This is a genomic window from Flavobacterium galactosidilyticum, from assembly GCF_020911945.1.
GTDB lineage: Bacteria > Bacteroidota > Bacteroidia > Flavobacteriales > Flavobacteriaceae > Flavobacterium > Flavobacterium galactosidilyticum.
Genome location: NZ_CP087135.1, coordinates 1,634,768 through 1,646,946, shown reverse-complemented (window position 1 = coordinate 1,646,946; position 12,179 = coordinate 1,634,768). Strand labels below are relative to the sequence as shown.

The window sequence follows — 12,179 nt, the reverse complement described above, 5'->3', positions numbered from 1 at the left end:
GCACCTACTCTACCGTAATAAATTGCAATTGTTGTAAATCTCCATTATAGATATTGACATCAACATTACCTTTGATTCCTGGTATGGAGGCTTTCTCTGTAAATTGCCAAAAAAGCCAGTTTGAGTCAATTTCCTCTCTGTAGAAGTTATAATTTGCAATCCAAAAAAGATAATCACTAAATTCTTCTTTTAAGAAATCATCATAATAGCGTTCACCTGTATAAATGATAGGCTTCACACCATAATGCGATTCTACCGTTTGTAGCCATCGCTTCAAACCCAACTTAAGATTAGCGATAGATTGATTTTTAGGTAATTTTTCAATGTCTAAAACAGGCGGTAAATCTCCTTTTTCAAGCGTAACAGTCGTAATAAAAAGTTCTGCTTGCTCGAGCGAATTTTCATTTGGGCGATAATAATGATAAGCACCACGAATCATTTTATTTTCTTTGGCGCCACGCCAATTCCTTTCAAACTGTCTGTCCGGGCGGTCTTTCCCAACTGTCGCACGAATAAAAACAAAGTGTAATGGATATTTTTTCTCGATTGTATCAACATATGACCAACTTATCTTTCCTTGATACTCACTGACATCAATACCAATACTCTTACCTTCATGTTTTTCTAAAACTTGAAAATTGCGAACATCAGAAATGCGTTTGGCTTCACTTTCTGCTTTGATCACTCGATTCGACTTAAAACTAAAATAATAAGCTAAACCATTCTGATAATGAAAACCTACACCTATTATCAAAGCAATTAGGAATAAAATAATCGAATAACGCAGTAACTTACCTGAGAAAACACCTTTCTTTCTTTGGCGTTTACGCACTACCGAAGTCCTTTTACTAACTACTTTTTTTCTCATTCAAAATTACTTTTGAAGCACCTTATTATTCGCTACAGAAAGCAAAACATATAGGAGAATCAATAAAGGAATCCCTAAATATCGAAAGAAAATCAACAATAGAACAGACAATATGAGAAAGATAACTTGTAACGCATTTTGTCTAAAACTAAATTTCTTTATTTTTAATGAAAATAATGGAATCTCGGCATTCAACATATAAGCGCTTAAGAGTGTAATTATAAGTAAAAACCATTGATTTGTTAAAAGTTCGAGAACAAACAAGGATTCTGAAAATTGTAAAACTAAGGGCAAACTTAAAATAAAAAGTGCATTAGCAGGTGTTGGTAAACCAATAAATGAATCCGTTTGACGCGTATCTATATTGAAATTAGCCAAGCGATAACAAGACCCTAATGCAATTATAAATCCTAAAAATGGAAAAAACTGCATAATGCCTTCTGTAGAGGTATTACTACTCATCATTTGAAACATTACTAAACCAGGCACTACGCCACTAGTAACCATATCAGCTAGAGAGTCTAATTGTAATCCAAGCGGACTCGACACTTTGAATAATCGAGCAAAAAATCCATCAAAAAAATCAAGAAATATTCCGAGAGAAACAAAATAAAAAGCCATTGCAAAATCACTTTTAAAAGCAAAAATTAAAGCAATACAACCTGAAAACAGATTGAGTAATGTGATTAAATTTGGGATATGTTTTTTAATATTCATAAGTAGATTATTTATTCTTTCAAATTCATTTTTGATTGTAATTGAAACAGTGCTTCAAAGGTGACAAATTTAATATAATAAGTGAAGGAGAAATGCGTTTTTTAATAGAGAATTTCACTTTGCCATTAATTTGCTAAAACGAAGATGTAAGCTCACAAAAAAACTATATTTTTGATGAAAATTAAACAGTTCTCTCGTCTGTAAAAAAATGTTCATTTGAAAAAATCTTTCTTATTTCTATTTCTTCTAATTTCTGCTGTTATTTACAGTCAAGCTGTTAGGAAATACTCTAATGAATTTATGAATATTGGCGTAGATGCCGCTGCATTAGGTATGTCTAATACGGTTGTCGCTTCATCTAACGATGTCAATGCTGGATATTGGAATCCTGCAGGACTAATCCATCTGGAAGACCATCAAGTATCTGTAATGCACGCTAGTTATTTTGCTAATATCGCGCAATACGATTATTTGGCTTACGCCAGCCCTATTGATGACCGCAGCGCTTGGGGCGTTTCTTTAATTCGTTTTGGTGTCGATGATATTTTAAATACTACCGAATTAATCGATAGCCAAGGAAATATTGATTACAACCGAATTAGTCTTTTTTCAGCTGCTGATTATGGCTTCACTTTTTCTTATGCTCGAAAACTTTCTGTTCCGGGTTTTCGATATGGAGTAAATGCCAAAATAATCCGCAGAGTTATAGGCAAGTTTGCTAATTCTTGGGGTTTTGGATTTGATGCTGGAATCCAATTCGAAAAAAACAACTGGCAATTTGGCCTGATGCTTCGCGATATTACTACCACATACAATGTATGGAATATTGACGAGAAAGAATATCAGAAAATTGCGGATGCCATTCCCGGACAAAATCAAGATTTACCAGAAAACACAGAGATTACGGCACCGAAAGCACAGCTAGGAATCGCCAAAAAATTTATCATTAGGTACGATTACAGTATTTTGGCTGCAGCCAATATGAATATGCAATTTACAAAAACCAATGCTATTATTTCGACTAATACTGTGAGTATCGATCCCGCATTAGGGCTGGAATTTGGCTATACTGATTTGGTTTTTGTTCGCGCAGGCGTAGGTAACTTTCAGAACATACAACAATTAGATAGTACTGAAAAGGTGGGTTTTCAGCCAAATATAGGATTAGGATTCAAATACAAAGGCGTTCAAATCGATTATGCATTAACGGATTTAGGCAATCAAAGTGCCGCTTTATATTCAAATATTTTTTCAATCAAAGTTGATTTGGGTTTGTTTAGAAATTAATTTTCTGTTAGAAACAATTAGTTAATTAGAAACGTACAGTTCCATGTCTTTTTTAAAAACATGCAAGACATTTAAGAAATCTAAGATTTTAACTTGGTAATAATAGATCAGATTACTTGAAGATTATGTGTTACTAAATCAGATTAAGACTGTATGAAAATCGAAGAAAGAAGTGTTTAATTTCAGAAAAAAGCTGTTACAATTTGTTTTACATGCGTAAACGAAAATCAAATATTTGAATTAGTCTATTAAAATCCAAATGCTTATCTATTAAAATTTACATCAATGAATTTCGCATCATTAAAAAAAATTTCATTCTCGCTACTATTTCTAATCATTTCGATTATTAGTTTTGGGCAAAATATTGTGCTTTCACCAGATACACATGTAAGCGTTATCACCTGCGGAACGGGAAATGAATCGTATTCGCTTTTTGGCCACACTGCAATAAGAGTTCAAGACAGTGTTAATGCAATTGATGTTGTGTACAATTATGGCGCTTTTGATTTTAATACGCCTAATTTTGTAATGAAGTTTACAAAAGGTGACTTACAATACTTTGCTGTAGTACACTCTTTCACTGATTTTATCAATCAATATCAATATGAAAAAAGATCCGTTTACGAGCAGGAACTGAATATTCCTGCTACGCTAAAGCAAAAGTTATTTGACAATCTTAATAATTCGTTAGCATCTGGCGAAAGCTATTACACTTATAAATTTATCGATAAAAATTGCACCTCGATGGTTGTTGACATTATAAACAAGACATTGAATGCTAATACCATCGTTAAAAAAGAAGGGACTGCTGTAACCTACAGAACTATTTTATACCCGTATTTCGATGGGCATTTTTACGAGAAATTAGGCACGAGTATTATTTTCGGAAAAAAAGTAGACCAACTTGGGACAAAAATATTTCTACCTTACGAATTACAAAAGAGTCTAAGTAAAGTTTCTTTTGAAAACCACCCTTTGGTAAAAGAAAACAAAACGTTACTTGAATTCAAAAATGAAACTCCATTTTCGTGGTGGAATAATGTTTATACCTATATTTTCTTCCTTTTGCTTATTGTTTTAATCAACAAGAAAAGTGTTTCTTTGTTTTACCTCAGCATCATGGGAATTTTAGGGCTATTCTTTACGTTTTTTGGCTTTTATTCACAGCACTTAGAATTAGGTTATAACTATAATATTTTGCTGTTTAATCCTACTCTATTAGGATTACTTTATTTATATGGGACGAAAAACAAAAAAGGGATTTATAACCTGGCGTTATTTACTATTATTTTGCTTGTCGTTTATCTCTTCTTTGTAATTAATAAAGCATATTTTGCTATAGTATTGCCGTTGATAATTACAAATTCAATTCTTTTAGTTAGAATAGCAATTCAAAATAAAAAGCGAATTCCTATAATTATCTAGTGATTATCAGAATTCTATTGACCTCTATAAAACAACACGGTAGTTATGGTTTTAAAGACGATATTCAAATCTAGGTATATACTTCGGTGTTTGATATAATACAAGTCGTATTGTAACTTTATTAAGCTGTCATTAATTGTTTCACCGTATGAATAATTCACTTGTGCCCAACCCGTCAGTCCTGGTTTAACAACATGCCGAGTTTCATAGAAAGGCATAATTTGAGCAATTTCTTTTACAAAAAAAGGACGTTCTGGTCGTGGTCCTATAACGGCCATATCGCCTTTTAAAATATTGATAAACTGAGGAAATTCATCTATTCGAGTTTTACGCATGAATTTTCCAAAAGCAGTTACGCGAGAATCGTTGATCGCGGTAAAAACAGCTCCATTAGTTTCGGCGTTTTTTACCATAGTTCGAAATTTTAAAATCTCAAAAACAAGACCGTCTTTACCAACACGTGGTTGTGAGTACAACAACTTACCTCTATTCCCAATAGCGTTTCCAATCATAATAATTGGAAATAAAATCGCACCCAACACTAAACCAAATATAGAAATTATGATCTCGGAAAGGCGAACAATTAGCAGGTATAATTTGTTTTGATTGCTACGGCTAAAAGGAAAAAAACTATAGAAATCTCTAGACATATAATGCACAGGAATTCGCTGAGTCTTACTTTCGTAAACCTGATTATACTCTCTAATTATTGTACCAGATTCCAGTAAACGGAGTAATTGTTGGTACAAATCAGCAGTAATTCCATCCGTTATTTTTGATGCTATTACAATTTCCGATATACCATTATTTTTTACAAAAGTAAATAGATCACTTCTTTGCACATACTTTGCATTCTGAAGCTCTTCAATCTCTTGTTCTTTGCCGTCAGTATTTACAAAACCAATAATTTTATAGTGAGGATCAATGTTCTCCAAACCCTTAACTAACTCTTCTACCCGTTCTTGATCAAATATTAATATTGCATTCTGAAAAAATCGAGTCGAGGCCAAAAATTTCACATATAATATTCTCCATGTATACAAAGCCACAAACATAACCAGGAAAAACAATAAGATTTGTAGCCGATTAGAAGGTAATTTTGGTGAAAAAACAGGAGTCAATAAATACACTAAAACAGTTGTAGAAGCGGTAATTAGCGTACTTTTTAAGACTTGATACTGGTTACTAGCTACTTGAAGATTGTACATTTCGAATATTGTACCAAACGCATTAATGTACAAGGCGAGAACTAAAATCCAGTAATAATTGGTCGTAGAAAAGACAAAATAGTCAAAAGCAAATAACTGTCCCGTCACATACAAAGCAAACAAAACAAAAAGAACGTCAAAAAGACGAAGAATCAACTTTCGCTCTGATATTTCAAAATGCATTTTATCTACTGAAAACATGTGGTATTTATAATTTTAATCGCAATGTAATGCTTTTGCAGCTAAAAAAAATCAAGAAAACTTAATTACGATAAAAAAACTCGATTTAGTAGTGCGGCTGATTACAAAATATAATTTTCAAAAAAAAGTCGCTTCCCGCAAGTTAAAATATTAATCACTTTTGCCACTTCTATTAAAAGCCAACCGAACATTAAGTAAGGACAAGGAATATACAAAGGCCGGTGCAGCGGTTCGCATTGCAGCATGATTTATGGTTAAAAACCAAAAAGCAACAAAACACAACAAAAACATATTAAACTTATTTTCTAAATATAAAACTAAAGGTGTAAAAAATAAAATTAGCAACCCTACTATTCCTAATGCACCATGCTCAGCAAGCATTCGAGTAATTTCATCATGGGACAACACTTGTATGCCAGTTTCATCCTCTCTTACTTCAGCTCCTTTACCCACACCTACACCAAAAACTGGATTTTTCAAGAAGGTGTTTATCTCATTTTGAGCTACGTCCTCTCTACCTGTAAACTGACTCGCTTTAACTCTTCCTGCGGCGTCTTGATTGGCATATCGTTTATCAATTAAACCACCCGTTTGAAAAGAAGTGTATGCCCATGTTCCCAGCATAGCAAATACAAGTAGCATAATGATATAATTCAACTTTACTTTTCCAGTATAGTTCGATTTAAAGTATAAAAACACCACTAACAAAACAATCATCAAGAATCCAGTAATCATTCCACCTCTGGAGAAAGTCACCATTCCTCTATACGTAATATTTAAAGCGATTATTAGATTGATTATAATTTGGAATTTAGTTTTAGAATCCAGTATCAATCTGGAAAAAAAAATAAACATCCCCAAACCTAAAACAGTAGCTACCTGATTAGGACCATAACCACCTGAAGTTTGAAAATTAGATTCGGTTCCCGTTATCACTTCCTGTACGTTGGGTGTATACAAGGACAAATACACCATGCAAGTAACGATAGGCAGTCCCATACTGAGTAAAATAGTATTTATTTCCTCCAATGCTATTTTACGTCTAAAGGTGTAAAGGGAAGCCAATCCTAAACAAACGGGTCCCGAAATATTAAAGGCTATTGCATTCCGAATATTAGTATCAAAATTCAACACAAAAGCACTCATCACCACACCTGGCACTAATAACAACAGAAAAATCCAATACGGAACTGCGCCTTTAGAAAAACCGCTGTAATACATCCCCATTAGTATAAAGGACATCACCCCATATTTTGAAATCTCGTATAAAGGATTGCCTCCAGTCATCCTCAAAAAAACCTCACTTCCTACAACATAAGCCGCGGCAATAAGTACTTCGTTATTTCTATTTTGGTTTTTAATGATATAAATAACACCAAAAATAAATATGGAATATCCATATATTTTAGCAGTAAAAGGAAGCAAAAAAACCACCACGCCAATTATGAGATGGATAAGAATTAAATAGAGATAAGATTGATCCTCTTTTTTCATTTATAAATATTTTGCAACCAATTTAAATACTTCTTCAGAATTGTTTCTTCAGAATTATTTTTAACAACTGCATTATACAGCGCAATACCAAAGTCATTTCTCAAAGTTTCATTGAGTATCAATTTCACAACAGATTCATAGAACAATTGCGTCTGTCGAACCTCTACTAGAAATCCATTGCTTTCATTTGTCACCAAGGAAGAAACTTCTCCTACTTTTGTAACGACAACCGCTTTTTTATGCCATCCATACTCTAATAATGATACAGGCAATCCTTCAGAATCTGATGTTAGTATTCCTATATTTGATTGTTCTATAATATTTCCAACATCGTCTTTGGTACCGTAAAGAAACACATTTTTTTCTAAATCAAAAGTAACAATACGATTCTTAATTTTCTGGGAATATAGATCTTCAAAATCTTTTCCAACAAGATGAAAGGTCCATTCAGGGTGCGATTCTTTTAACTTCTTGGCCACATCAAGTAGTAAAAAATGATTCTTTTGAGCCCTTAGGTTTGCCAAACAAAGTATTCGTTTGCCCGTTATTCCTTTTAAAAAAGTCTTACTAGCCACTTTTTTTTCGTTGGAAGGAAAATTAGGAAGATAAATTACATTTTTTGATTTTAATTCTTGCTTACTCCAAATTTGGAGATTATGGTTTACTGCTATAATTCCTTTAAAATAAGGCATTAGTAATCGTAAAGCCAGCGTTGGTCTTTTACCCAAAAATTCACTATCACCATAATGGTCATGCCAAATCAACTGAATTGAAGGAAACGCTACTTTCACTAAAAACGCTAAAAAAAACGAGGTACTATGAGCATGAATGATTGTAACCTTATTTTTCTTTGCAAAGCTTCTCAGACTGTATATTGCTTTAAAATCTATTGTCCTTTTTTTATTTAAAAATAAATAAGAAACCTTTGGTTCGATCTGATTTAAAAGAGGACCTTCTTTTCGAGTTACTACTAAAGCTGAAAATTCAATTTTTTCCGCCAATGCATTCGCATAACTTACCGCCATACGTTCAGCACCACCCGCCTCAAGAGAATCTATAAGTTGAATAATGCGCATTAGAGTATCATTTTTTTAATTTCCGATTCAAAAAAGTCCATCGTATAATTTCTGGACCATACTGCGCCATTATTTTGCATGCTATCAAAGCGGTCCTGATCAATTAAAATATTTTCGATTTGCATAATATCGCTTTCAATATTAATCTCTACTAAAATTCCTCTTTTGCCAAAGTCCAACATAAAAGGCACACATGATACTTTTGTGGCTATTGGAACACAACCCCAAAACATTCCCTCGGCAATCACTTTAGGCCAACCTTCGCTTTTAGAAGGTAAAACTACAAAATGACTTTCTTGATAGGCTATTTTTACCACCTCTTGATTTTGATTTCCTTTAAAAAAAACAATTTCAGCTAAATCATGCAAAGCAACATAGCGCTCTAAGTGATCACGTTCTATTCCTTCACCAAAAACAGTTAACCTAACATCAAAACCTTTATAAACCAGTTTTTCGACTAATTGAATTGCATACAAAGGATTTTTTCCAGCTACCAAAGCACCAACAAAAACAAAACGAATAGTTTGATTCAATGCTTTTTCCTGAATGTTTTTTTTATCGGCATCAGCATAGGTTGCTGTAAAAAACGGAATGATATTTTTGGACTGATTTTTCCATTCGCCATAGACCAATACTTGCATATTGCGTGTTATGAATGTATGGGATAAAATCCATTTTTGAAGTTTATACGTCCATGGCTGCTTTGCTTTTGGATCCCAATTACCGGCATATTTAGCTGTCTTTGGTTTAGCTGGAAAAAGGATTTGAACTAAACATCCTAGTAATCCCATATTTCCTGGGCAACGCAAATGAATATGATCAGCGGAGCACATTGCTTTGTATATGTGCCAACTAATTTTAGGTGTTTTTAGTATCGCTAGCAAGAGGTTATTTAAAGTCAATACATCAAATGTGTCAATGGCTATCAATGTAATTTTAGGATGATTATAAGCACTATCAATTGCAGTTTTCTCCGATAATGAAATTGGTGCAACAACAATTAATTCTGTCACTTGCTTTGCCCAAACATTCATTTCCTGCACATAAGGCGCGTAAGCAAAATGTTGGTTATGCACTACGATATGAGGAACATGCGTGATAACGGCAAATTTCATTAGTTTTCTTTAGGCTTATTAAAAATTAAACTCCACCAACCCATGGTTCTTCCCAATGCTTCTGTAAGCGCTTCTTTGCGTTTGTGCGTTGTAAATATATTGCTAAATCGAATCAATGTCAAAAGTATCGTTATGGAATGCTATTTTAAATAAAACATCATGAAAACAATTTTAACTCTACTTTTTCAATATTAATGACTCGAAAAATATCTTATTCTGATTAACAATGTTATCAATTCCAAAATTCTGTAAAACAAATTTTCTGGCTTCAATTCTAATATGTGCCGACTTTTCTTTATTTAAGAAAAACCAACCAATTTTGTCTGCAATATCTTTGGGATTATGCGGATCACACAGCAATCCCGTTTCATAATCTGTTATAGTTTCCGAACCTGGTCCAAGTTTAGTAAAAACAACCGCCTTCTCCATTGCCATAGCTTCTGGAGCTACTAAGCCTTGAGTTTCTACATGGGATGGAAACACACAAACTTCTGCTTCTGCATATTTTAAAGGAATCTCATTATATCCTATTGCGCCATGAAAATGGATATCTTGCGCAATCTCTCCTAATTTAGGGAGTTCAGTTTTTTTTAACATCGCTACATAAGAACTTCCATCAGGGTAAAACCAATCCCTACCATAAATGTCCAATGTAGCTTGTGGAAATTGTTTTTTGACCAAAGAAAACGCTTGAATTAATTGTCGTACCCCTTTTTTTTCACACACTGTCCCGGCAAAAACAATTCTTCTGGTTATTTCTTTCCCTTCTACAGGGCTAAATAATAATGTATCTATAGGATTATTAATACATGTTACTGTCTTATTATTATAACTTAAATACTGTTCGGTGTGCTTTTTAACATATTGTGAGATAGCTATAAAAGCGTCGGCTTTTTTAAATGAACGTTTTTCTTGAAAACCTTTCCATTTGTTTATCCCTCTATTTTCACCTTCAGCAAAAAAATGATGCCCACCATGTAAGCGAATGATGTATTTAATTCCTTTTATTTTGTTGATAAAAGCAAAACCCAATTCTGGAGCTTCTATAATATTAATCGAATGCTGACTATGAATTTCCTCTATTTTTTTATTAATTGCTTTTGAATTCAAATACCATGTTAGTCCCTTAACACTGTTTTTTCTAAGGCGATAAATAAACACACCATTATCTGTTTCATTTTCATCAACATTGGTATAATTGATACCAACCACACTTACCCTAATATTATCCTGAATCGATGCAGCAGCAATAGTCTTCACAAAACTACCTATACCACCGTGTGGAAAGCCTTTTTTAGGATATTCATTAGTTAAGAAACAGATGTGCATATCAATCAATTTTAAGTTTATTTTTAATACTATGTGATGCATTCAAGTGATCACCAATCACAATTTCTTTCCAAAGCTTCATATAGTTAGAATCATATTCACTATTAGTTACTTTCTCAACAATTTCTTCTTTACTATTCAACCAAATAACGGCATTATGAGAAGGCATACTTCTAAAATGCTGATATTGATAAATTGTTTTTACGGACCAATCTTTTACTGTTTTATTTTGCTGATCATAATTAATAAAAATACATCGCTTGTTGAACATTCCAAAATCGAAAGCCATCGTAGAACCTACATTTACTACTACATCTGAATAAAAAGCGGTGCTCACCAATAATTTCACATCCTCTTCTAAGGGATAGACAGATGTCCAATCTTTAGAGGAATTATAATACCATAAAGGTGGAACTTCACGAATTAAATCGCTATACCTCTTTACCACTTCATCAAATCGACCCGATACATCTACAGGACATCTGCGCAACAAAATTTGATAAGCTCCATGCAAACCAGCATTAGTAATTTCCTCTGCAATGTCTTTTAAATAACTTGGATCGTCAGGAGACGTTTTGATATCATCACCTGAAAAACAAATAATTTTCTTTGAAGGGTCCAGTTTATATTTTTTAAAAAAAGTTTCTTTTTCCATAACATTTCTTGGATCATCGTAAAACTCAAATTGAGGCGTGCCCGTAACATGAATTGTTGTAATTGGAATTTCAGGATAATACAATTCCATTTCTTTTTTCATGTTTTCAGACCAAACTAAATAGCTGTCCGCACGCAATGCTAATCTGGCTTTTGGTAAATTGTCCCAAGAATAAATAACCGTAGTTGTGTGAATACCCAAATCATTTGCAGCTGCAAAAAAAGGAGCCGCTTTCAAGGCTCTTTGGTGAGAGCAAAAAATTATTTTAGGCCCCATTATTTCTAAAATTGATTTTGCCTCTCCATAAAAATTAGTGTTACGAATTGCTTTTTGATACCATTTTTCTAATTTTAGAATACTAGAATATTTCTTAAAAAATGAAGCTGTGATTTCAATCGAAGTATAAAATATTTTTTTTGATAGTGTATTTTGTTTCCAATTCCAATTAGTTAACAAACTTAAATTGGCTACTTTCTTACTATTACAATACAATCTAGAAAGACAAATTAACTCTCGTAAAAACTTTTCTTTTATCGTTTCTTTGTATACAGGAATACGCAGGTCTTCGGAAAAAATAACGTTCTCTTTCAATGTTTTAATCGTAGCTTCATCAAAATCATGTAGCAAAACCAACTCCTCTTTGGCCCCCTTAAAAACATCAGAGTAAAGGTAATTTCGAATACCAACACCGTCTGGAAAAAGCAACATTATTTTTTCTTTTTTTATCATTTTAATCATACCACAGTTAAAGCATTTTCACTAACTTTTTTTTATTTTCAATTTCTAATAATTACGGAATTCTAA

General features: G+C 32.9%; 10 protein-coding genes. 2 read left to right on the top strand and 8 right to left on the bottom strand.

Annotated elements, in window-relative coordinates:
• Positions 1-4: 4 nt before the first annotated feature.
• On the bottom strand, positions 5-868 hold the full coding sequence (locus LNP27_RS07175; protein WP_229943915.1) for a glycoside hydrolase family 25 protein: 864 nt from the start codon (positions 866-868) through the stop codon (positions 5-7).
• A 6-nt stretch (positions 869-874) separates the two neighbouring features.
• Positions 875-1,585, bottom strand: a complete 711-nt coding sequence (locus tag LNP27_RS07170; RefSeq protein ID WP_229943914.1) for a CDP-alcohol phosphatidyltransferase family protein — start codon at positions 1,583-1,585, stop codon at positions 875-877.
• A 216-nt stretch (positions 1,586-1,801) separates the two neighbouring features.
• Here LNP27_RS07170 and LNP27_RS07165 point away from each other — a divergent pair, with 216 nt between their 5' ends.
• On the top strand, positions 1,802-2,872 hold the full coding sequence (locus tag LNP27_RS07165) for a putative type IX sorting system protein PorV2 (protein WP_487318929.1): 1,071 nt from the start codon (positions 1,802-1,804) through the stop codon (positions 2,870-2,872).
• Positions 2,873-3,157: 285 nt separating this feature from the next.
• The gene (locus tag LNP27_RS07160; RefSeq protein ID WP_229943913.1) at positions 3,158-4,297 is read left to right on the top strand and encodes a lipoprotein N-acyltransferase Lnb domain-containing protein; all 1,140 of its coding nucleotides are present in this window, start codon (positions 3,158-3,160) and stop codon (positions 4,295-4,297) included.
• Between the two features lie 14 nt (positions 4,298-4,311).
• Here LNP27_RS07160 and LNP27_RS07155 read toward each other — a convergent pair whose 3' ends face one another.
• The 6 genes from LNP27_RS07155 to LNP27_RS07125 all read right to left on the bottom strand — a co-directional run bounded on the left by LNP27_RS07155 (position 4,312) and on the right by LNP27_RS07125 (position 12,104).
• The gene (locus tag LNP27_RS07155; protein WP_229943912.1) at positions 4,312-5,706 is read right to left on the bottom strand and encodes a sugar transferase; all 1,395 of its coding nucleotides are present in this window, start codon (positions 5,704-5,706) and stop codon (positions 4,312-4,314) included.
• Between the two features lie 150 nt (positions 5,707-5,856).
• Positions 5,857-7,200 carry an O-antigen ligase family protein gene (locus LNP27_RS07150; protein WP_229943911.1) on the bottom strand — a complete coding sequence of 448 codons (1,344 nt, stop codon included), beginning with the start codon at positions 7,198-7,200 and terminating at the stop codon, positions 5,857-5,859.
• Entirely contained in the window at positions 7,197-8,276 is a 1,080-nt protein-coding gene (locus LNP27_RS07145; RefSeq protein ID WP_229943910.1) for a glycosyltransferase family 4 protein, read from the bottom strand. The genes LNP27_RS07150 and LNP27_RS07145 overlap by 4 nt, the downstream gene beginning before the upstream one ends.
• The gene (locus tag LNP27_RS07140; protein ID WP_229943909.1) at positions 8,276-9,391 is read right to left on the bottom strand and encodes a glycosyltransferase; all 1,116 of its coding nucleotides are present in this window, start codon (positions 9,389-9,391) and stop codon (positions 8,276-8,278) included. The genes LNP27_RS07145 and LNP27_RS07140 overlap by 1 nt, the downstream gene beginning before the upstream one ends.
• A 177-nt stretch (positions 9,392-9,568) precedes the next feature.
• The gene (locus tag LNP27_RS07130) at positions 9,569-10,720 is read right to left on the bottom strand and encodes a glycosyltransferase family 4 protein (protein WP_229944042.1); all 1,152 of its coding nucleotides are present in this window, start codon (positions 10,718-10,720) and stop codon (positions 9,569-9,571) included.
• Position 10,721: 1 nt separating this feature from the next.
• Positions 10,722-12,104, bottom strand: a complete 1,383-nt coding sequence (locus LNP27_RS07125) for a hypothetical protein (RefSeq protein ID WP_229943908.1) — start codon at positions 12,102-12,104, stop codon at positions 10,722-10,724.
• Positions 12,105-12,179: the final 75 nt, after the last annotated feature.

Excerpts from the sequence above, each read along its gene's own strand:
- LNP27_RS07175 (WP_229943915.1), bottom strand. The coding sequence starts at position 868 with ATGAGAAAAAAAGTAGTTAGTAAAAGGACTTCGGTAGTGCGTAAACGC.
- LNP27_RS07170 (WP_229943914.1), bottom strand. The coding sequence starts at position 1,585 with ATGAATATTAAAAAACATATCCCAAATTTAATCACATTACTCAATCTG.
- LNP27_RS07160 (WP_229943913.1), top strand. The coding sequence starts at position 3,158 with ATGAATTTCGCATCATTAAAAAAAATTTCATTCTCGCTACTATTTCTA.
- LNP27_RS07155 (WP_229943912.1), bottom strand. The coding sequence starts at position 5,706 with ATGTTTTCAGTAGATAAAATGCATTTTGAAATATCAGAGCGAAAGTTG.
- LNP27_RS07150 (WP_229943911.1), bottom strand. The coding sequence starts at position 7,200 with ATGAAAAAAGAGGATCAATCTTATCTCTATTTAATTCTTATCCATCTC.
- LNP27_RS07145 (WP_229943910.1), bottom strand. The coding sequence starts at position 8,276 with ATGCGCATTATTCAACTTATAGATTCTCTTGAGGCGGGTGGTGCTGAA.
- LNP27_RS07140 (WP_229943909.1), bottom strand. The coding sequence starts at position 9,391 with ATGAAATTTGCCGTTATCACGCATGTTCCTCATATCGTAGTGCATAAC.
- LNP27_RS07130 (WP_229944042.1), bottom strand. The coding sequence starts at position 10,720 with ATGCACATCTGTTTCTTAACTAATGAATATCCTAAAAAAGGCTTTCCA.
- LNP27_RS07125 (WP_229943908.1), bottom strand. The coding sequence starts at position 12,104 with ATGATAAAAAAAGAAAAAATAATGTTGCTTTTTCCAGACGGTGTTGGT.